The organism is Hydrogenophaga sp. UC242_53 (assembly GCF_042696965.1).
GTDB lineage: Bacteria > Pseudomonadota > Gammaproteobacteria > Burkholderiales > Burkholderiaceae_C > Hydrogenophaga.
In genome coordinates this window covers 3,741,900-3,761,424 of the sequence record NZ_CP170552.1, presented here as the reverse complement: position 1 = coordinate 3,761,424, position 19,525 = coordinate 3,741,900, and the positions used below count along the sequence as shown (strand labels likewise).

18 protein-coding genes and 3 pseudogenes are annotated in these 19,525 nt (G+C 66.4%); 10 read left to right on the top strand and 11 right to left on the bottom strand.

Annotation, left to right across the window (positions count from 1 at the left end):
* Window position 1: 1 nt before the first annotated feature.
* On the bottom strand, window positions 2-616 hold the full coding sequence (sctL, locus tag ACFJI0_RS18915; protein WP_382321860.1) for a type III secretion system stator protein SctL: 615 nt from the start codon (window positions 614-616) through the stop codon (window positions 2-4).
* Window positions 613-1,215 (bottom strand): SctK family type III secretion system sorting platform protein, encoded by a 603-nt coding sequence (locus tag ACFJI0_RS18910; RefSeq protein ID WP_382321857.1) that lies wholly within the window; start codon window positions 1,213-1,215, stop codon window positions 613-615. Before ACFJI0_RS18910 ends, sctL begins: the two co-directional genes overlap by 4 nt.
* Window positions 1,216-1,400: 185 nt before the next feature.
* On the opposite strand from ACFJI0_RS18910, the gene ACFJI0_RS18905 reads away from it, so the two are divergent.
* The 6 genes from ACFJI0_RS18905 (at window position 1,401) to ACFJI0_RS18880 (ending at window position 4,250) form a co-directional block, all read left to right on the top strand.
* Window positions 1,401-1,709, top strand: coding sequence for a hypothetical protein (locus ACFJI0_RS18905; RefSeq protein ID WP_382321855.1), 309 nt, complete (start codon window positions 1,401-1,403; stop codon window positions 1,707-1,709).
* Window positions 1,706-2,140, top strand: coding sequence for a hypothetical protein (locus tag ACFJI0_RS18900; protein WP_382321852.1), 435 nt, complete (start codon window positions 1,706-1,708; stop codon window positions 2,138-2,140). The genes ACFJI0_RS18905 and ACFJI0_RS18900 overlap by 4 nt, the downstream gene beginning before the upstream one ends.
* Window positions 2,141-2,145: 5 nt before the next feature.
* Complete coding sequence (gene sctJ / locus ACFJI0_RS18895) at window positions 2,146-2,907, top strand: type III secretion system inner membrane ring lipoprotein SctJ (RefSeq protein WP_382321849.1); 762 nt, start codon at window positions 2,146-2,148, stop codon at window positions 2,905-2,907.
* Window positions 2,891-3,136, top strand: coding sequence for an EscE/YscE/SsaE family type III secretion system needle protein co-chaperone (locus ACFJI0_RS18890; protein WP_382321846.1), 246 nt, complete (start codon window positions 2,891-2,893; stop codon window positions 3,134-3,136). The genes sctJ and ACFJI0_RS18890 overlap by 17 nt, the downstream gene beginning before the upstream one ends.
* 33 nt (window positions 3,137-3,169) lie before the next feature.
* The gene (locus ACFJI0_RS18885) at window positions 3,170-3,442 is read left to right on the top strand and encodes a hypothetical protein (protein WP_382321843.1); all 273 of its coding nucleotides are present in this window, start codon (window positions 3,170-3,172) and stop codon (window positions 3,440-3,442) included.
* 247 nt (window positions 3,443-3,689) lie between these two features.
* Window positions 3,690-4,250 carry an EscU/YscU/HrcU family type III secretion system export apparatus switch protein gene (locus ACFJI0_RS18880; RefSeq protein WP_382321840.1) on the top strand — a complete coding sequence of 187 codons (561 nt, stop codon included), beginning with the start codon at window positions 3,690-3,692 and terminating at the stop codon, window positions 4,248-4,250.
* A gap of 16 nt (window positions 4,251-4,266) precedes the next feature.
* On the opposite strand, the gene ACFJI0_RS18875 is transcribed toward ACFJI0_RS18880, so the two are convergent.
* From ACFJI0_RS18875 to ACFJI0_RS18840, 8 genes and pseudogenes are all read right to left on the bottom strand, one after another.
* Window positions 4,267-4,680, bottom strand: coding sequence for a DUF2784 domain-containing protein (locus tag ACFJI0_RS18875; RefSeq protein ID WP_382321838.1), 414 nt, complete (start codon window positions 4,678-4,680; stop codon window positions 4,267-4,269).
* 108 nt (window positions 4,681-4,788) lie between these two features.
* Window positions 4,789-5,955, bottom strand: a complete 1,167-nt coding sequence (locus tag ACFJI0_RS18870) for an ABC transporter substrate-binding protein (RefSeq protein WP_382154448.1) — start codon at window positions 5,953-5,955, stop codon at window positions 4,789-4,791.
* A 44-nt stretch (window positions 5,956-5,999) separates the two neighbouring features.
* Window positions 6,000-7,166: an ABC transporter substrate-binding protein gene (locus tag ACFJI0_RS18865; RefSeq protein WP_382321835.1), complete on the bottom strand. Its 1,167-nt coding sequence runs from the start codon at window positions 7,164-7,166 to the stop codon at window positions 6,000-6,002.
* 38 nt (window positions 7,167-7,204) lie between these two features.
* Window positions 7,205-9,061 (bottom strand): AMP-dependent synthetase/ligase, encoded by a 1,857-nt coding sequence (locus tag ACFJI0_RS18860; protein WP_382321832.1) that lies wholly within the window; start codon window positions 9,059-9,061, stop codon window positions 7,205-7,207.
* 3 nt (window positions 9,062-9,064) lie between these two features.
* Window positions 9,065-9,854, bottom strand: a pseudogene (locus ACFJI0_RS18855) (ABC transporter ATP-binding protein).
* Window positions 9,851-10,678, bottom strand: coding sequence for an ABC transporter ATP-binding protein (locus ACFJI0_RS18850; RefSeq protein WP_382321829.1), 828 nt, complete (start codon window positions 10,676-10,678; stop codon window positions 9,851-9,853). Before ACFJI0_RS18850 ends, ACFJI0_RS18855 begins: the two are co-directional and overlap by 4 nt.
* A pseudogene (locus tag ACFJI0_RS18845) lies at window positions 10,675-11,753 on the bottom strand (branched-chain amino acid ABC transporter permease). Before ACFJI0_RS18845 ends, ACFJI0_RS18850 begins: the two are co-directional and overlap by 4 nt.
* Window positions 11,754-11,765: 12 nt before the next feature.
* A complete protein-coding gene (locus ACFJI0_RS18840) occupies window positions 11,766-12,641 on the bottom strand; it encodes a branched-chain amino acid ABC transporter permease (RefSeq protein WP_291117951.1) in 876 nt (291 codons plus the stop codon).
* Between the two features lie 299 nt (window positions 12,642-12,940).
* On the opposite strand from ACFJI0_RS18840, the gene ACFJI0_RS18835 reads away from it, so the two are divergent.
* From ACFJI0_RS18835 to ACFJI0_RS18825, 3 genes and pseudogenes are all read left to right on the top strand, one after another.
* Window positions 12,941-14,425 carry an acyclic terpene utilization AtuA family protein gene (locus ACFJI0_RS18835; protein WP_382321826.1) on the top strand — a complete coding sequence of 495 codons (1,485 nt, stop codon included), beginning with the start codon at window positions 12,941-12,943 and terminating at the stop codon, window positions 14,423-14,425.
* Window positions 14,426-14,724: 299 nt separating this feature from the next.
* Window positions 14,725-15,586 (top strand): annotated as a pseudogene (locus ACFJI0_RS18830) (crotonase/enoyl-CoA hydratase family protein).
* Window positions 15,499-16,620, top strand: a complete 1,122-nt coding sequence (locus ACFJI0_RS18825) for an alpha/beta hydrolase fold domain-containing protein (protein ID WP_382321823.1) — start codon at window positions 15,499-15,501, stop codon at window positions 16,618-16,620. Before ACFJI0_RS18830 ends, ACFJI0_RS18825 begins: the two are co-directional and overlap by 88 nt.
* A 29-nt stretch (window positions 16,621-16,649) precedes the next feature.
* Here ACFJI0_RS18825 and ACFJI0_RS18820 read toward each other — a convergent pair whose 3' ends face one another.
* Window positions 16,650-17,501, bottom strand: a complete 852-nt coding sequence (locus ACFJI0_RS18820; RefSeq protein WP_382321820.1) for a helix-turn-helix domain-containing protein — start codon at window positions 17,499-17,501, stop codon at window positions 16,650-16,652.
* Between the two features lie 355 nt (window positions 17,502-17,856).
* On the opposite strand from ACFJI0_RS18820, the gene ACFJI0_RS18815 reads away from it, so the two are divergent.
* Window positions 17,857-19,515, top strand: a complete 1,659-nt coding sequence (locus ACFJI0_RS18815; RefSeq protein WP_382321817.1) for a tannase/feruloyl esterase family alpha/beta hydrolase — start codon at window positions 17,857-17,859, stop codon at window positions 19,513-19,515.
* Window positions 19,516-19,525 lie beyond the last annotated feature (10 nt).

The following is a 19,525-nucleotide window of genomic DNA, read 5'->3' as shown; positions in this document are numbered from 1 at the left end:
GTCAGATCGGGACGCCGGCCACCATGTGTCGGGCCGCGTCCGAAGCCTTGACGCTGCGCACCAGGGCGTTTTCGATTGCGCGCAATTGCGACTCGAGATCGGTTTCCACCAGGCCCATGGCGCTCCTCAGCACGAAGGTGCCAGGCTTGAGGCGCGAGTCCCGTTCCACCACCAGCGATTGCAGGCCGGGGGTGTCGCGCAGCAGCGCCGGGACGGCCGCGCACAGCGCATCGTGGTGGCTCGGATGCACGTGCAGCGTGGCCTGTGTCTGCTGGCGAAGGGCCTTGAGCGCCTTGCCGACGGCCAGGGCCGCGCGCTCGTGGTCGTTGTATTGGGAGAAGATCGATCGCACCGCGTTGATGACCACGCTCACCAGCTCCGATTCGACTTCCGTCATGTAGGCGTCCCGGCTCGCGATGGCTTGCAGCATGAGGCGGGAGGTCTCCTGGGCGGCGGCTTCCACACTGTCCTGGCGGATGCGTTCGGCCTCCGAGGCGGCTTGATGGCGCGCGGTCTCCAGCAACGAAGCCGCTTCGGCTCGCGCGTCTGCCAACACCTGGGCGGCCTGGCGGAAGTGGTTGGCATCCTCACGGCGAATGATCTTTCCCGATCTCATGGGTGGGCTCCGATGCCGTCGAAGGCGCTGGCGAGCACGGGCTCCACTTCGCGCAGCACCCGTTGAAGGAGTGCGCCACTCGGTGGGGCGACGAAGATTCGGGTGGGGTCGCTCGGCGCGATCTCGTGCAAACGGGCCGACAGCCGGGCGCGAAGGTGGAGATGTTCTTCGACATCGGGGTCATGGCAGAAGGCCTGCAAGGCAGCCATGCCGACTTCGCGCACGGCCGCGCTCACGCGTCCGGGGTCGTCAAATGCCGGAGGGGCCACCGAGATCGTGCCGATCAACGGCGCTCTCAGCATGCCGAACTGGTAGAGCTCGTGGCCGAGCTGTTCGCGGAAGGCCGCGATGCGCCGGCCTTCCAGCACATGCCGCAGGGAGGCCCCAGCGCCCAGCATGCCCACATGGTCCGCGAATCGCCGCAGGCGCGACACGCGCATCACCAGCAAGGTCCAGAGCAGAACGTGCGCCTGTCCGGGGGCTGGCGCTGCCGGCTCCTGGGGGTCGTGGCCGCCAGCCGCCATCAGCAGCGCACGGGACCGCTCGCTGAGCGTGGCGGCGTCGATACCCATGGTGGAGGGGAAGTCAATGAATGGCATGGACCGGTGGCAGGCGAAGTCCGAGAGCGGTTGGAAGGATGAGTGGGGATGGGGGCTTCAAGGTTCACACCCGTCAGAAATCCCCGAAGAGCCAGCGGCTTGCCCGAACTTTCTTTCAGACCTTGCGCACTCAGCCCTTCAACCACGTCCGCTCAGCCATGCGATCCCCCAACCCTGCCCCTTCCGTGCAACACGCGGTGGCGATCTCGATGCCGGACTTGCTCTCACCCGACTTGGCGAAGTCGTTGGCGGAGGTGGGTTTCCTGGCGATCGATCTGAAGGATTGGTCGCGTGCGCAGCAGATCTTTTCGGTGCTCATGGGGTTTCGGTTGCAGAGCGAGTGCCCGTATGTGGGTCTGTCCCTGATCGAGTTGCTGCAGTGCCGATGGGAAGCTGCGGCGCACTGGGCGAGCCTGGGGCTGGCCCAGGTCCCTGGAAGTTGGGCGCTGGCCCAATTGCGGGACAGGGCTGTGCAAAGAGGAGTCATGCCGTGAGTTCATTGAACATCTCTGCCGCGAAGGGGGGGCTGCCCCCTGTCTCATCCCCAGGGCCTGGGTCGATCGGTCAGGGGAAGCCCGAAGGTTCTGCGTCTGCCGCATCGTTCGCCGCCCTGCATGCCGAGCGCGTGGGTGTGACGCCTGCAGCGGCCGAAGCGCCGTTGCCCAAGCCCGCGGAGACCTCGGCCATGGGCCGTCCCCTCACTCTGGGTGACGCCATTCTCAACACCATGGACCGCATGGGGCAGAGCGCGCGTGAGCATTGGAAGCATGTGGCCGCGCCGCTGAATCCGGCGGTCGGGTTCAACAGCGCGGACCTCCTGAATCGGCAGATGCACCTGCAGCGTTTCATGCTGGAGGTGGAGTTCGCTTCTCTTCTGAGCAAGCAGGCGGCCAAGACCGTCGATCAGATCTCCCGCACGCAATGATCTTGATGGCACTTCAGGTGGTAGGTCGCTGGTGGCGGGTGTTGTTGGTCACCAGCCTGCTGGCGGCGTGTTCTGGCGCCGTCAATCTGGTGAGTGGGTTGACGGAAGCCGAAGCGAACGAAGTGCTTGGTCTGCTGCTCAGTGCCGACATCCCTGCCACCAAGACCACCAGCAAGACCGGTGTGGGCATCCAGGTGGAAGCTGGCTCGGTGTCCGCAGCGATCGACATCCTGCACCGAAATGGGCTGCCTCGCGAGCGGCGCTCCAAACTGGGCGATGTGTTCAAGAAGGAGAACCTCATCTCCTCACCGTTGGAAGAGCGGGCGCGTTACCTGTACGCGCTGTCACAGGAGCTGGAGCAAACCTTGTCCTCCATCGACGGGGTGGTGACGGCCCGCGTTCATGTGGTGCTGCCCGAACGCGCTGGTCCTCTGGAGGCCTCCACCCCTTCATCGGCGTCCGTTTTCCTGAAGTTCCAGAAGGGTTATGGCGTAGAGAGCGTGGTCGTGCCCGTCCGGGCATTGGTGGCCAATGGCATTCCCGGGTTGTCGCAAGACCGCGTGGCCGTGGTGCTGGTGCCGGCAGCCGGTGCCGAGGCTTCGGGCCAGAGTGCGGCCCTTTCCAAGGTGCTGTTCATGCGGGTGGGCCAGGAATCCGTTGCCGCACTGTGGACCTTGTTGGGTGTGCTGGGCGCGGCCATCCTGGGTGGCATTGCCTGGGGTGTGCGGTTCTTGATTCGCCTGCGCCAGGATGGCGTCGCCTTGTAGGGATCACATGAATGCCATGCCGGATCTCAATGCGGTGGACGGTGTCCTTGGCATGACCCCTGCTCGCCTCAAGGAGCTTCGGATGGAGTTGGAACGGGCAAGCGAAGCCGCGATTTCGGCAATGCGGCGAGGGGGATCGCCTCAGTGGTACAGCGAGCTCTGTCTGTTGAAGACGGCGGTGGATACGGCACAGCAGGTGCTTGCGTCATGCGACGCTCACCGTTGCTGACGCCCGCATCATTTTCTTTGCGAGGAGATTCCCATGGCTTTGTTCAAAACCTCAGGTGTCGACGTCCTTGGCTCTGGCATCAACATCGGAGCCGTGTACGGCACGCTCACGCCGATGCTGCAGGCCAACAACCTGCGTTTCCGCGACCTCATCCAGCAATTGCAGCAGCAGGGTGACATGTCCAGCCAGGACCTGCTGGCGGTGCAGCGCGAGACGGGCGAAATGGCCGGAGCCACGCAGCTGACGTCGGAGCTCATGAAGTCGCTGCGTGACATGGTCAGTTCGGTGCTCAAGAACGTTGCTTGAGTGTTCGAAGCCAGAGGCCACGGTCCTGCAGCCTCTGCTGCGCATCGACCGAAGCCTAGGGAAATTCCCTTAACGGTGCATCTCGCCGAACCAACGCTTTCTTCACCGCCACTCAGTTTGTACAAATTGCTTTCAAGGATGTGAGCCATGAACCAGACACCTTCTCATGCTGCAGAACCTTTCGAAGCCATGCCCTTTGCGAAGGAAATCCGAGCCTCAGCCAAGTACTCGGCGGAACTGCGTGCCCATGCTGCTGGCGGGCTCCGGCATCCAGCCGGTGACGGCGGGATTGGGCTTGTTGATCAAGTCCTTGCTGCTGACCACGGCCTTCGTCTTCACTGTCATCGCAGGGTTCGACTGGCTCATTCAGCGCAAGCTGTTCGCCCGCCAGCAGATGATGACCAAGGATGAGGTCAAGCGCGAACACAAGGAGTCCGATGGAGCGCCTGAAATCAAGGGAGAACGGCGAAAGCTGCATCGGGAAATCGTCCAGGGCGGTGGCGGTGGCAAGCGCAAACCCTCGCTGGTGGTCACCAACCCCACGCACCTTGCGGTTGCACTGCTCTACGAGCATGGTGAAACCCCACTGCCCCTGGTGCTGGCCAAGGGCGCGGGTCTGCACGCTCAGGCCATCGTCCGGGATGCGCGCGCAGAGGGCATTCCCATCATCCAGCACATTCCACTGGCCCGTGCGCTGGTCGCGCAGGTGGAGGTGGACGAGCCTGTGCCCGAGCATCTGTTCGAACTGGTCATCGATGTGCTGAAGGCCGTGAAAGAGGTGGCGCCCGCAGAGCGCCCTCGATCCTGAGGTCTGTGGCGGGGTCTTACGTGCGCGGCGTTGGCCTGACCCACCACCAAGCCAGGGTCACGATCATCGTGAAGGCTGTGTACGCCGCCACAAACACCCACCAAGGGGCGTCCCAGTACAGCAGCCTTGAGAGCCAGTGGTCGATGAAACTCTCACGGTAGCTGCTCTGGCCGGCGGCGCGGCGCAGGGCTTGCTCCCACACGGTCAACGGGCACAGCTGGCCCAGCCACGCCTGGGCGGCGATGAAGACCATCAGACCCAGGTGGCCGATCCGCAGGCCCGCATGGCGCACCCAGCGCCAACCGAGGGCGCCGCCCAGGAGCACCAGGGGCAGCAGGCCGACCACGAAGACCACGATGCCCGTGTGCAGCGCCAGCAGCGCGTCGGCCAGCAGGGCGGCGGTGGCGGGGCTGAGGTTCGGGTCCCACATGGTGGCGCCATGGTACGTCGCCGGCCCCACGGCAGGCGAAAAAAAACCGCCAGGGCACGAGGCTCTGGCGGCTGCGCGCATGGCCCGCCGAAGCGGGCGGCGCGGTACTCAATCCTTGGCGGACATGTAGTCGCTGAGCACTTTCCAGCGGCCGTCCGTGATCTGCGACAGGCGCGTGGCGCTGCTGCCCAGGCGCTTGGTGGGGCTGAAGGTCATCTCGGCGCTGCCGAAGATGTCTGGCGGGATCTTCATCGTGTCCATGGCCTTGATGAAGCTGTCGGTGGTCAGGCCGGGGCCGGCCTTGGTGGCGGCGCGGATGAAGGCGTCGATGGAGCCGTAGCCGTACACCGAGAACACCGTGGGTTCTTCGTTGAACTTGGTCTGGTACTTGTTGGCCCAGAAACGCAGGGGCTGCGAGGCCGAGTCCAGGTAGGGGTGTTGCACCGTCATGGCGGCGTAGAAGCCGTTCATCGCAGGACCACCGAGCTTGTGGATGAGGTCGGTGTAGGCCGCACTGGAACCCACGAAGGTGGGGTTGAAGCCCAGGCGTTTCGCGGTGGCGATGCCGCCGATGGTCTCGCGGATGATGGTGCCCATCACCACCAGGTCGCATTGGTCGGCCTGCAGCTTCTGCATCTGCGAGGCGAAGTCGGTGGCGCCCCGCTTGTAGGTGGTCTCCGCCGCGAGCGTCATGCCGGCGGCCTTCAGGCCGTCTTCGGCGCCGCGCTTGACTTCCAGGCCGAACTCGTCGTCCTGGTACATCGCACAGACCTTCTTGGCACCCTTCTCCTTGGCGAGCATGGGCGTGACGATCTTCATCTGGTCGTAGTAGGTGGCGGCGAACGAGTACTTGAGCTTGTGGAAGGGCTCGTACATCTGGCGCGCGGCCGTGATGGGGTAGAAGTTCAGCACGTTCTTCTGGAACTGCACCGGCATCGCCGCCATGTTCTGCGCGGTGCCGATGTGGCCCACCATGGCGAAGATCTTGTCCTGGTTCACGAGCTTCTGCGCGGCCAGCACCGCGTTGCGCGGGTCGTACTTGCTGTCCTCGACGAGCAGCTTGATCTTGCGGCCGTTGATGCCGCCCTGCTCGTTGATCTCGTCCACGCGCAGCAGCATGCCCATGCGCACCTGTTTGCCGAAGCCGGCGATCGGCCCCGAAAGGTCCTGGATCGAGCCGATCACGATTTCGTCCTTGCTCACGCCCTGCGTCTGGGCCAGGGCCGGCCCGGCGGCCAGTGCCAGCACGGCCGCGGCGGTCAGTGTCGTTTTCATCGCTGATGTCTCCTGTAAAGGGTGGTTGACACGGGGATGCGGGATCACTGGTTCACGTAGTCCGACGTCACCTTCCAGCGGCCGTCCTGGATCTGCGACAGGCGCATGGCCATGCTGCCGTAGCGCCGCTGCGGGCTGAAGCGCAGTTCGGGCGAACCGAAGATGTCGGTCGGCACGGTCAGGCTGTCCATGGTCTTGACGAAGCTGTCGGTGGTGAGGTTGGCGCCGGAGCGGCCCGCGGCGCGGGCGAAGATGTCGATGGCGTTGTAGCCGTAGACCGAGAAGACGTTGGGGTCTTCGTTGAACTTGGTCTTGAACTTGTTGGCCCAGAAGCGGATCGGCTGCGAGGCTTCGTCCAGGTAGGGGTGCTGGGTGGTCATGGTGGCGTACAGGCCGTTCATGGCCGGGCCGCCGAGCTTGTGGATGAGGTCGGTGTAGGCCGCCTGCGAGCCGAAGAAGGTGGGGTTGAAGTCGAGCTTGCGCGCGGTGGCGATGGTGCCGATGGTCTCGCGGATGATGGTGCCCAGCACGACGAAGTCGCAATTGGCGGACTTCATGCGAGCCACCTGCGATGAAAAATCGGTGGCGCCGCGCTTGAACGAGGTCTTCTCGACCATCTGCATGTTGACGGCCTTGAGGCCTTCTTCCGCGCCGCGCAGCACCTCCAGGCCGAACTCGTCGTCCTGGTAGATCGCGCAGACCGCCTTGGGCTTTTTCTCCTGCACCATGCGGGGCAGGAAGGTGCGCATCTGCTCGTAGTACGGGCCGATGTTGGCGAACTTGAGCTTGTGGAAGGGCTCGTACATCTCGCGCGCGGCCGTCACGGGCAGGAAGTTCACCACGTTCTTCTGGAACTGCACCGGCATGGCCGCCATGTTCTGCGCCGTGCCCAGGTGGGCGATCATGGCGAAGATCTTGTCCTGGTTGACGAGCTTCTGCGCGGCCAGCACGGCGTTGCGTGGGTCGTACTTGCTGTCCTCGACGAGCAGCTTGATCTTGCGGCCGTTGATGCCACCTTGCTCGTTGATCTCGTCGACACGAAGCACCATGCCCTGCCGCACGGATTTGCCGAAACCCGCCAGCGGGCCGGAGAGGTCCTGGATCGAACCGAGAACGATCTCGTCCTTGCTCACGCCCTGCGTCTGGGCGAAGGCGGCGCCAGCCGACAGGCACAGCGCGAGGGCGATCAGGGTGGGGCGGGCGGTCGTCACGGGCTTGTCTCCTGGGGGTTGAAAGGGGGGCGGCCGCTTCAGCGGTACATGGCTTCGATCTGCTCGGCGTATTTCTGTTGCACCAGCTTGCGCTTGAGCTTCATGGTGGGGGTGAGTTCTTCGTCTTCGGCGCTGAGCTGGGTGTCGAGCAGGAAGAATTTCTTGATCTGTTCGACGCGGGCGAACTTCTTGTTCACACGGTCAATCTCGGCCTGGATGAGCGATTGCACCTCGGGCGCGCGGGTGAGGCTGGCGTAGTTGGAAAACGGCACGTCGTTGTCCTGCGCATACTTCTCCACGTTCTCCTGGTCGATCATGATGATGACGGTGAGGTAGGGGCGCTTGTCACCGATCACCACGGCGTCGGTCACATACGGCGAGAACTTCAGCTCGTTCTCCAGTTCGCTGGGGGTGATGTTCTTGCCGCCTGCGGTGATGATGATGTCTTTCATGCGGTCGGTGATGCGGAAAAACCCTTCCTCATCGACCTGCCCCACGTCGCCCGTGTGCAGCCAGCCGTCGGCGTCGATGGTCTCGGCGGTTTTCTCGGGCAGGTTCAGGTAACCCATGAACACGTTGGGCCCGCGCACCAGGATCTCGCCGGTCTGTGGATCGAGCTTCACCTCGTTGTAGGTGGCGGCCGGCCCGATGCTGCCGGGTTTGATGCGATCGGCCGGAATGCCGGTGGACGCGCCGCAGGTTTCCGTCATGCCCCAGACCTCGAGCATGGGCACGCCCAGGGCCAGGTACCAGCGCACCAGATCGGGCGAGATGGGGGCCGCGCCGGTGACCAGGAAGCGCGCGCGGTGGATGCCGATGAGCTTGCGCACGTTGTCCAGCACGAGCACGCGCGCCAGGCGGAACTGCAGCCGCAGGCCGCCGGGCACCGGCTGCCCGGCCATCACCCGGTCGGCCACCTTCTGCCCCACGCCAATGGCCCAGGCGTAGGCGGCCTGCTGCAGCTGGCTGGCTTCCTTGAGCGTGATCATCACGCCCGAATAGAACTTCTCCCAGACGCGCGGCACGGCGGTGAACACGGTGGGGGCGATCTCGCGCACGTTCTCCGGCACGGTCTCGGGGTTCTCCACGAAATTGAGCCTGGCACCGGTGTAGAGCGAAAAATACTCGCCGCCCATGCGCTCGGCGATGTGGCACAGCGGCAGAAAGCACATGCACTCGTCGTGGTCGTCGCGCGCGATCAGCGTGTTGTAGCCGCGCACGGTGTAGACCAGGCCCTGGTGGCTGTGCATGGCGCCCTTGGGGCGGCCGGTGGTGCCGGAGGTGTAGACCAGGATGGCCAGGTCTTCGGGCTTCACCGCGGCCACGCGCGCTTCGACCAGGCCGGGGTGCTGCGCCAGGTGCGCGCGGCCCATGTCGCGCAGCGCGGCCAGGCTGATCACCTGCGGGTCGTTCAGGTCGCGCAGGCCGTCCATGTCGGCGACCACGATCTTCTTCAGGCGCGGCAACTGGGCGCGCACCTCCAGCGCCTTGTCAAGCTGTTCGTCGTCTTCCACGAACAGCACGGTGGTGGCCGAGTCGTCGCAGAGGTACTGCACCTGTTCGGCCGCGTCGGTCGGGTAGATGCCGTTCGCCACGCCGCCCGCGCTGAGCACGGCCAGGTCGCACAGCACCCATTCGACGGTGGTGTTGGAGAGGATGGACGCGGTCTCGCGCGCCTCGAAGCCCAGCGCCATCAGGCCGTGGGCGATCTCGCGCACGGCGGTGCCGGTCTGGTCCCAGGTCCAGCTGCGCCAGATGCCGAAGTCTTTCTGCCGCATCCAGATCGCCGGGCCGCGCGCCTTCACGCCGTTCCAGAAGAGGGCGGGAATGGTGTCGCCGGGCAGCACCACCTCGGTTCGCGGCTGGATGTGTGAGAGATCCCAGAGGTAACTCATGCCTTATCTCCAGTTCTTCTTCTTTTTCCAGCGCCGCTCACCCCGCGCCCCGGTTTCCTTCATGCCGAGGTAGAACTCCTTGATGTCGTCCTTCTCGCGCAGGTGGGCGCAGGTGTCTTCCATCACGATGCGGCCGTTCTCCAGCACGTAGCCGTAGTCGGACGCATTGAGCGCCATGTTGGCGTTCTGCTCGACCAGCAGGATGGTGGTGCCGCGCTCGCGGTTGATGCGCACCACGATCTCGAAGATCTCCTTGGTGAGCTTGGGCGAGAGGCCCAGGCTGGGCTCGTCGAGCAAGATGAGGTCGGGGTCGGCCATCAGCGCACGGCTGATGGCCAGCATCTGCTGCTGGCCGCCCGAGAGCAGGCCGGCGTCCTGCAACGCGCGTTCGCGCAGGATGGGGAAGTAGTTGAACACCACCTCCATGTCGCGCGCCACGCCGTCGCGGTCCTTGCGGGTGTAGGCGCCCATCAGCAGGTTGTCGCGCACCGAGAGCAGGGGGGAAAACCTCGCGCCCCTCGGGCACGTGGGACAGGCCTTGCTGCACGATCAGCGCCGGGTCCTGCGCGGTGATGTTCTCGCCCTTGAATTCGATCGATCCCTTGCGGGGGTCGATGATGCCGCTGATGGTCTTGAGGATGGTGGTCTTGCCCGCGCCGTTGGAACCCAGCACGGTGGCGATCTCGCTGCGGCGCACCTGCAGGCTCACGCCGCGGATCGCCTTGATCGGGCCGTAGGCGCTCTCGACGTTGAGCAGCTTCAGCACGGGGGCGTCAGACGTTGCAACGCTCATGCCGTCACCTTGTGGTTTTCGCGGCGCAGGCTGGAGACGTCGTCCATCGAACCCAGGTAGGCCTCGATCACGCCGGGGTCACTCTGCACCTCGGCGGGTGTGCCCGAGGCCAGCTCGGTGCCCATGCTCATGGCCAGCACGCGGTCCGACACCTTGGAGACCAGGCTCATGTCGTGCTCGACCATCAGCACGGTGATGCCCAGCTCTTCCTTGATGTCGGTGATCCAGAACGCCATGTCCTCGGTCTCCTCCACGTTCAGGCCGGACGACGGCTCGTCGAGCAGCAGCAGTTGGGGTTCGGTGCACAGCGCGCGCGCGAGTTCGACCACCTTGCGCACGCCGTAGGGCAGGCCGGCCACCATGGACTCGCGATGGTGCTGCAGGTCGAGCAGGTCGATCACGCGCTCCACCTTCTCGCGCGCCTCGATCTCGGCCGCGCGCGTCTTGCCGGTGAAGAAGATCTCGCTCCACAGCCCCGTCTTGCGGTGCGTGTGGCGCCCGATCAGCAGGTTCTGCAGCACCGTGGCGTGCTCGAACAGCTCGATGTTCTGGAAGGTGCGCGCGATGCCCAGCTTGGCGATCTGGTGCGGCGCCTGGTCGGTCAGGCGCAACTCGCCATTGGGGCCGGCGTAGTCGATGGTGCCGGTGGTGGGCGTGTAGATGCGGCTGATCAGGTTGAACACCGTGGTCTTGCCCGCGCCGTTGGGGCCGATGAGCGTGAAGACTTCGCCGCGCTTCACGTCGAAGCTCACGTTGTTGACCGCCAGCACGCCGCCGAAGCGCACGCTCAGGTTCCTGGCCGAAAGAAGCACGTTTGGGTTCATTTCAGGCGATCCGATTTCTGGAACGTTTTCTGCCGCTTGAACAGGCCCTTGCGATAGAACGGGAAGAGCTGGAACCAGGTGCGCACCTTGAGCCAGCGGCCGTACAGGCCCATGGGCTCGAACAGCACGAAGGCAATCAGCACGATGCCGTACACCGCGCCCTGCAGGCCGGCGGCCTGGCCGATGGCCTCGGGCAGGTAATCCTTGCCCAGCGCGATGAGCTGGGGCATGACGATCAGGAAAATCGCGCCGAGGAAGGCGCCGTGGATCGAGCCCAGCCCGCCGATCACGACCATCAGCAGCAGGTCGATCGACTGGATGATGCTGAACTGCTCGGGCGAGAGGAACTGGATCTTGTGCGCGTACAGCGCGCCGCCGATGCCCGCGAGCGCGGCCGAGAGCGCGAAGCTCAGCGTCTTGTAGCGCGCGAGCTGGATGCCCATGCTCTGCGCCGAGATCTCCGAGTCGCGGATGGCGACGAAGGCGCGGCCGGTGGACGAGCGCATGAGGTTGACGATGCCCAGCGTGCGCCAGCACGGTCACGACCAGACACAGGAAGTAGAACTCCTCGGTGGAATCCAGCGACCAGCCGAAGAGGGCGGGGTACTGCACCATCAGGCCGGCGTTGCCACCGGTCACGTGCTCCCAGCGCGCGATCACCTCCTCGACGATGAAGCCGAAAGCCAGCGTCGCCATGCCGAGGTAGATGCCCTTGACGCGCAGCGCCGGCAGACCCACCACCATGCCCACGGCCGCCGAGAGCAGGCCCGCGCAGGCCAGTGCCAGCGGAAAGGGAATGCCCGCGTTCACCATGATGGCCTGTGTGTACGCGCCCACGCCGAGAAAGGCCGCATGGCCCAGCGAGAACAGCCCGGTGAAACCCGCCAGCAGCATCAGGCCGAGGCCGACGACGGCGTAGATCAGCACGAAGGTGAGCTGCGCGAGCCAGTACTCCGGGATCGCCCAGGGCGCCACCACCAGGAACAGGCCCAGCAGGCTGTACCAGAAGGTGCTGCGCACCGTGCTTGGCGAGCCGGATGTCCTGGTTGTAGTCGGTCTTGAAGAGGAATCGCATGTTCGTGGTGCCTCAGACTTTCTTGCGCAGCTTCTCGCCGAAGAGGCCGTTGGGTTTGAGCACCAGCATGAGCAGCACCACGATGTAGGGCGCCACGTCCTTGAACCCTTCGGGCAGGTAGAAGCCCGAGAACGCCTCGACGATGCCGATGATCAGGCCCCCCACGATGGCGCCGGGCAGGCTGCCGAAGCCGCCCACCACGGCGGCGGGGAAGGCCTTGAGGCCGATGAAGCCCATGTTGGCGTGCACGAAGGTGATGGGCGCGAGCAGCAGGCCGGCGACGGCGGCCACGGCCGCGGCCAGGCCCCACACCAGGCCGTTGAGCCGCTTGACCGGAATGCCCATGTAGTAGGCCGCGAGCTGGTTCTGCGACGAGGCCTGCATGGCGATGCCCAGCTTGCTGTAGCGGAACATGGCGAACAGCCCGGCGCAGAGCACGGCGGTGGAGCCGATCACCACGATCTGCTCGGCCGAGACCACCAGCGCGCCCAGGCGAAGCACCTCGTTGGCGTAGGGCACCGGCAGCGTGTGCGTGTCGGTGCCGATGTTGGGCAGCATGGTGATGAGCCCGCGCAGCGTGTAGCCCACGCCGATGGTGAGCATCACGATGGAGAAGGCCGGCTGCCCCAGAATCGGGCGGATCACCACGCGCTCGAGCACCACGCCGAACAGGCCCATGCCCACGATGGCGGCGGGCACCGACAGCCAGAACGGGAAACCCAGCATGGTCATCGCCGCCAGGCCGCCGAAGGCGCCCACCATCATCAGATCGCCCTGGGCAAAGCTCACCGTTTCGGTGGCCTTGTAGATCAGCACGAAACCCAGCGCGATCAGCCCATAGATGCAGCCCTGGGCCACACCGCTGATGAGCAGTTGCAGCAATTGCACGCGATGTCTCCTGTATGGTTCTGTCGACGCGGTGGCGGCGGGGTGGCGCTGCAATCTTTGTGGCAGTCTGCCCAGCAGGTGAGCGCAATTTATAGCTGTCTTGCATGAGACTGGCGCTAGGGGTTGTCCCCCATCCTGAGTCGCTCAGGTGCCATGAAGATGGTTGCACCCCCGCCGCGCTTTGCGCGACCCCCTCGAGGGGGCGACACCAGAGGCCCGGCAAAGCCGGTTCCTCGGTGTCTCTGATCGAGGTGGCTTCACACGGTGCGTGCTGTGCAATGACGCAATAAATCACTGAAATGAAATCCATACGAATCGGCGCCGGCCTCGGGTTCTACGGCGACAACTGGGAACCCGTGGCCGCGAGCATCGAACGCGGCGGGGTGCAATTCATCGCCAGCGACCACCTGGCCGAACTCACGCTGGCGATCCTGCAGAAAGACCGCCAGCGCGACCCCTCGCTGGGTTACGCGCGCGACGTGGTGCCCCTGCTGATGAAGCTCTGGCCGCTGATGCAAGAGCGAGGCGTGCGCTTCGTGTGCAACGCGGGCGGCCTGAACCCGCAGGGCGCCGCGCAGGCGGTGCTGGCGGCCTTCAAGACCCGCGGCTGGCAGGCCCGCGTGGCCGTGGTGAGCGGCGACGACGTGCTGCCCCGCCTGCTCGACGGCGCCACGCCCGCCAGCGCCTTCGCCCACCTCTTCACCGGCGCGCCGCTGGCCGAGGTGCGCGAGCGCCTGGTGTTCGGCAACGCCTACCTGGGGGCGCAACCCATCGTGGCCGCGCTGGACGCGGGCGCCGACATCGTGATCACCGGGCGCGTGGCCGATGCCGCGCTGTTCCTCGGGCCGCTGGTGCACGGCCTGGGCTGGACGCTGGGCGGTGCGACCCAGGCCCACGACCTCGACCGCCTCGCGCAAGGCCTCACCGTGGGCCACCTGCTCGAGTGTTCGGGGCAGGGCAGCGGCGGCAACTTCGGCAGCCAGGGCGCGTGGCAGGCCATTCCCGATCTGGCGCATATCGGCTACCCGATCGCCGAGGTGTGGGAGGACGGCAGCGCGCTCATCACCAAGGCGCCCGGCACTGGCGGGCGGGTCAACTTCGACACCGTGCGCCAGCAGCTGTTGTACGAGGTGCACAACCCCCACGCCTATTTCTCGCCCGACGTGGTGCTCGACATGGGCGGCATCCGGCTCCAGGACGAGGGCGGGGACCGCGTGCGGCTGACCGGGGTGCGCGGCACCGCGCCCACCGACACGCTCAAGGTGGTGGCGGGTTTCCGGGATGGTTACAAAGCCGAGGTCACCTGGGGGTTTTCTTGGCCGGACGCCTGGGACAAGGCGCAGGCCGCGCAGGCCACCATCCGCACACTGCTCAAGGACAAGCGCATCCCGCACGACGAGCTGTATGTGGAGTACCCCGGCCTGAACTCGGCGCACGGCGCGCTCGCGCCCCTGCCCAAGCCCGACGCGCTCAACCAGTCCAACGAGATCTGGACGCGCCTGGTGCTGCGCACGCCCGACAAGGCCGCGGCCGATGGTTTCGGCCGCCTGTTCCCCTGGATGGGACTGAGCGGCCCGGCCTACACCTGCGGCTTCACCGGCCTGCACAACACCAGCGAATTGCTGGGCATCTGGCCCACGCTGATTCCCCGCGCCGAGGTGGAAGCGGGCGCGCGGATGGAGCTGCTGGGGGAAATGAGCCCCCACGCTCCGCCGCTGCGCGGGTCGCAGCCCCCCGAGGGGGCTGTTCCGGCTTGGGGCGGCCCTGCGCCGGACCGCGCATGAGCACGATCCGCATACCCCTGGTGCGAATTGCCCACGCGCGCAGCGGCGACAAGGCCGACTGGGTGGACTTCGGCCTGTTCGCCTGGAACGACGCCGGCTACCGGTTGCTGGCGCGCGAGGTGACGGCCGAGCGCGTGCAGGCCCATTTCGCGCCCTGGCTGCCCGGCGAGGTGGACGCCTGGCCGCTGCCCAACATCCTCGCGCTGAAGTTCGTGCTGCGCGGTGCGCTGCAGGGTGGCGGCGCGCGCAACCTGCGCCTGGACAACCTGGGCAAGGCCATGGCCGGCGCGCTGCTTCGCATGGAGATCGACGTGACACAGGACGAACTGGACGCGGCCTTGAACGCGCCGCGCGTGGGGGTGTGGCGGTCGAGCGCCGTCACCACCGAAAAGCTGGGCGAGGTGTGGGTGGTCACGCTGGCCCGCCCCGAGGTGCGCAACGCGGTGGACAGCCCCACCGCGCAGGCGCTGCACGCGGCCTTTCTCGCATTCGAAGACGACGCCGAGGCCCGCGTGGCGGTGTTCCACGGCGCGCACGGCCATTTCTGCGCCGGCTGGGACTTGCAGTACGGTGCCCGCCTGGCCGCCTCGGGCGAGACCGGCGGCCTGGACCTGGACTTCGCCGCCGCCGATGCGCGCGCGCTCGGCCCCATGGGCCCGTCGCGGCTGCAGCTCTCCAAGCCGGTGATCGCCGCCGTGAGCGGGGCGGCCGTGGCCGGTGGCATGGAGCTCGCGCTCTGGTGCGACCTGCGCGTGATGGAAGACGACGCCTACTTCGGCGTCTACTGCCGGCGCTTTGGCGTGCCGCTGATCGATGGCGGCACGGTGCGCCTGCCGCGCCTGATCGGCATGGGCCATGCGATGGACCTGATCCTCACCGGTCGCAAGGTGGAGGCGGCAGAGGCGCTGCGCATGGGCTTGGCGGACCCGTGTGGTGCCGCCCGGGCAGGCGCGCGGGGCCGCCCTGGAACTGGCGCGGCAGCTCGCGGCGTTCCCGCAGGCCACGATGCGCGCCGACCGCGAGAGCGCCCAGCGCCAGTGGGACCTGCCCCTGGGCGAGGCGCTGCTGCAGGAATGGCAGCGCGGGCGCGAGCGCATTCCCGATGCGCTGGCCGGTGCGCAACGTTTCGCGGCCGGGCAGGGGCGGCACGGCAAGTTCTAGCGCCCGCGCTTGCCGGAAGCGGCGCGGCCGACTACGCTTGGCCGACCTTCCGATCTCCTCCAGGAACCGACATGCTGCGCCGTCTGTTGCTCCAGTCCCCCGTGTTGTGCATGGCGCCGGCCATCGTGCGCGCCCAGTCGCCCCGCGACGAGTTCGACCTGGGGCCCAGCGGCGTGATGTCGATCCAGGAACTGGAGCGGGAGCCGGTGCACGTGACGCTGGACCAGCCCTATGCCCTGACCACCAACCCGCGCCAGCGGCTGGACCTGTACCTGCCCCGAGAGCGGCACCGGGGCCCGCTGCCCGTCATCGTCTATGTGCACGGTGGCGGCTGGATGCACGGCGACAAGGCCGACGGCGCGGCCCGCCTCATGGATTTCGTGCGCGGTGGTTATTACGCCGGGGTGTCCGTGGGCTACCGCCTCAGTGGCGAAGCGCCGTGGCCCGCTCCCCTGCACGACGTGAAGGCTGCCGTGCGCTGGGTGCGCGGCAACGCCGATGGCCTGGGGCTGGACCCGGCGCGCATCGGCGTCTGGGGCCGGGGCGCCGGCGCGCACCTGGCGCTGATGCTCGGCACCACCGCCAACGTGCCGCGCCTGGAAGGCACGCTGGGTGAACACCGCCAGCACAGCAGCCAGGTCAGGGCCGTGGCCAACTTCTTCGGGCCGACCGACCTGTCCGTGTTGGGGCGCGGCGCGGACACGCCCGAAGGCCGCCTGCTCGGGGGCGCGGTCCGCGACAGGCTGGGGCTGGCGCGCGAGGCCTCACCGGCGGCGCACGCCAGCACCGCCACGCCCCCCGTGCTCACGGTGCACGGCACGCTGGACCGCGTCGTGCCCTTCAGCCAGGCCGCACGCCTGGACGACGCCCTGCACAAGGCGGGCACCAAGAGCTACCTGGTCACCATCGATGGTGGCGCGCACGGTGACTTCGGCAGCTCGGCCGACGACCGCCTGGGCGCGCTGTTCGACCGGGAACTGCTCGGCATGGACCGCGAGGTGTCGGTGGCGCCGGTGATCTGGGCTCAGCGTTAGGGGGTGTCTCAGTCGCCATGCCGGCGCTCCTACGACGACTTCTTGCCGGTCAGTTGCTTCTGCAGCTCACCCGGTGTGGTCCCGATGAGGTCGCGAAATGTCCGGGTCATGTGGCTCTGACTGGCGAAGCCCACATCCAATGCAATGTCGGCCAAGGAGCCGCCCGGCAAACCAAGCAGCTGCACGGCCCGATCCATGCGCTTTTGGACCACATACCGATGCGGCGACGTCCCTGTCGTGTTGCGAAACAGGCGGACAAAATGCGGTTTGCTGAGCCCCACGGCCTCGGACAAGGCACGGAGTGAAAGATCGCTGCCCAGATCGCAGTCGATCAGGTCGTTCACCCGCGCCATTTGCGCCGTGCTCAGGCGGCCCCGCTCCTTGATGGCCGATCGGATGCCACGGGTCCTGCCGAGGTGGGCGGCGATACCGATCGAGAGCGATTCGGCGAACAGCGTCCCGTTCGGACATCCTGCCGATATCTCGCGCACCATGCTGCGCAACACGGGTGGCAGCACCGGATCCTCAAAGTGGGAGCCTGGGCGCAACACGGCACTGATCAGATCGTCGTCGAAAAGCCTGCGGCAAAGCGGGCCTCCCCAATCGAGCTCCAGAAGGATCCGGCGAGCCTGGTGGGCGCCGGCCTGGGCCACCTTGACTTCCATGTAGGGGCTGAAGAGCCCGATCGAACCCGCGCGCAGGTCGAATTCCTCGTGCCGGCCATTCACGCTCAAGCGGGTTGTCATCGTGCCCGTGTCCACCAGTGACAGGCCCATCGTTGCAGGCGTGAAACGGTGACTCCAGGCCCCTTCAGGCGTGCCGACGCAGGCCAGTGGCAGTCCCCGCCAGCGGGCAAGCTGCTCAGGGGTGAGCAGGTTCAATGGGCTGGGTGGAGGTGGCATTTGGGGCGATCGTAGCCGCACCAAGCCGCATCCGATGAGCCGTTTGTGCAATCGAGCGCCGAACGGAAAAGACACGAAAAGCGGCGGCAAGTCAAATCCTGCGATCGCGATGGCCAGCGTTTCTCGTGTGTGCCGCGATAGCCGTGCAGTGCGTCATCTGGCGACGCTGCGGACAACAAAGACCGACTGGAGACAACCCATGCAAACAGTGTGGCAACGCGTGGCCTGCTTGGCTGTGGCCGCAATCGCATCGATATTGATGCCCGCCTGCGGCGGCGGAGGTGAAAGCGGAGGCAGCGATTCCGCTGTGGCGCCGCTCAGCTGCGACGATTCCATGAAGACCGCCTTCAAGCCAGACGCTCAAACGACGGTCGCACTGGTGAAGGCCTTCAAGAAAGGAGATCAGATTCTCCTTTCCGGGACCGCGACCGCAACGACCCCATCGGCGGCCAACGACATCTGCCTGGTCAAGCTCCTGATCGGGCCGGGCCACGCCGGTCCTGCGGGCGCGCCTTCCACGACCCCAGGCATTGGCGTCGAACTGTGGCTCCCGACAACAGCCAACTGGAACAAGCGGCTGCACGTGTTGGGCGGCGCGGGCATGGCCGGCGGGCCTCAAGCGACACTCACCAGCGTGGCGAACGCGCCCACCGCCGCGCCCTGGGTGGTGGCCGGTGTGGAAGGCGCGGTGGCCGCCACGACCGACACAGGTCACCCGGCAGGCAACTCCAGCTTCCTGATGAAGCCGGACGGAACCATCAACACCGTGGGGTGGAGCGAGTTTTCCGAGCGCGGCATTCACGAAATGACGGTCAAGGCCAAGGCGCTGGCGCAGGCCTACTACGGCACCGCGGCCAGGTACACCTATTGGCACGGCGGCTCCACCGGTGGCCGCCAAGGTCTCAAGCAGGCACAGCTGTATCCCGACGATTTCAACGGCATCATTGCCTCGGCGCCGGCGATCAACTGGACCAAGTTCACGGCCACCCAGCTCTGGGCGCAGATCGTGATTCAGCGCGAATTGGGCGGCGTGCCCTTCACAACGGGTCAGTGGAACAACGTATCGATGGCCGCCATCAGCGCGTGCGACGTCGTGGGCGGCATGCACCTGGGTTACCTTCTCGACCCCTCGACGTGCACCTACGATCCGACGACGGACGCCGCTGTTCTGTGCACCGCGTCGGGTGGAACGAACGCCACCGCGAACTGTCTGACATCGGCGCAGGCCCACGCCGCCAACAAGATCTGGTATGGCCCGACCACCGATGGATCGACGCCATCGCCTTCGATCGACAACGGCCTGCGCACGACCCTGTCACCCAAGCAGATCTGGTTCGGTTGCGCACGCGGCGGGAGCATCGGTGCCACGTCCGTGCGCACCGGCGGGATTCAGTACGACATGGTCGCGCTGTTCCTGCAGGACCCAACGATCGCCGGATCGACCTTCCTCAACGCCAAGGCCAATGGGGCCAATGGCTGGAAGAACCTGAGCTACGCGCAACTCGCCGATGCCATCGCCCAGGGCTACGCCATGGAGGCCGCGTCGTTCGCCCACATCAGCACCGACAACCCGGACCTCAGCAAATTCCGTGACCGGGGCGGCAAGCTGATCACGGTCGTGGGAACGTCGGACAGCACGATCCCGCATGCCGGCGTCCTCAACTACTACACGCGCGTGGCGGCGCAGATGGGCGGCATTCCGGCGATCCAGAGCTTCTACAAGCTGTACACGATCCCTGGCATGGGCCACTTCCCGGCCAACGGGACGGAAAACCTGGCGGCCAATCCGCCGCTGTATCCGGAAGACGCGAACTACCGCGCGCTCACCAACTGGGTCGAGAACGGCATCGCGCCGGCCGACAGGATCGATATCCGCAGCTCCGCCACGGCCGCGAATCCGACCGTGGTCACCGGCCCGATGTGCGCCTATCCCAAGATGCCCGTGTACACCAGCGGGGACATCCGGGCGGCCGCGAGCTACACCTGTTCCTGATCCGTTCCCA

Bases quoted from the DNA above. Each gene is read 5' to 3' on its own strand.
- ACFJI0_RS18815 (WP_382321817.1), top strand. From the start codon at position 17,857: ATGAAGACCGCCTTCAAGCCAGACGCTCAAACGACGGTCGCACTGGTG.
- ACFJI0_RS18870 (WP_382154448.1), bottom strand. From the start codon at position 5,955: ATGAAAACGACACTGACCGCCGCGGCCGTGCTGGCACTGGCCGCCGGG.
- ACFJI0_RS18880 (WP_382321840.1), top strand. From the start codon at position 3,690: ATGCTGCTGGCGGGCTCCGGCATCCAGCCGGTGACGGCGGGATTGGGC.
- ACFJI0_RS18910 (WP_382321857.1), bottom strand. From the start codon at position 1,215: ATGCCATTCATTGACTTCCCCTCCACCATGGGTATCGACGCCGCCACG.
- ACFJI0_RS18890 (WP_382321846.1), top strand. From the start codon at position 2,891: ATGGCGTCGCCTTGTAGGGATCACATGAATGCCATGCCGGATCTCAAT.
- ACFJI0_RS18835 (WP_382321826.1), top strand. From the start codon at position 12,941: ATGAAATCCATACGAATCGGCGCCGGCCTCGGGTTCTACGGCGACAAC.
- ACFJI0_RS18825 (WP_382321823.1), top strand. From the start codon at position 15,499: ATGGCAGCGCGGGCGCGAGCGCATTCCCGATGCGCTGGCCGGTGCGCA.
- sctJ (WP_382321849.1), top strand. From the start codon at position 2,146: ATGGCACTTCAGGTGGTAGGTCGCTGGTGGCGGGTGTTGTTGGTCACC.
- ACFJI0_RS18885 (WP_382321843.1), top strand. From the start codon at position 3,170: ATGGCTTTGTTCAAAACCTCAGGTGTCGACGTCCTTGGCTCTGGCATC.
- ACFJI0_RS18875 (WP_382321838.1), bottom strand. From the start codon at position 4,680: ATGTGGGACCCGAACCTCAGCCCCGCCACCGCCGCCCTGCTGGCCGAC.
- sctL (WP_382321860.1), bottom strand. From the start codon at position 616: ATGAGATCGGGAAAGATCATTCGCCGTGAGGATGCCAACCACTTCCGC.
- ACFJI0_RS18850 (WP_382321829.1), bottom strand. From the start codon at position 10,678: ATGAACCCAAACGTGCTTCTTTCGGCCAGGAACCTGAGCGTGCGCTTC.
- ACFJI0_RS18860 (WP_382321832.1), bottom strand. From the start codon at position 9,061: ATGAGTTACCTCTGGGATCTCTCACACATCCAGCCGCGAACCGAGGTG.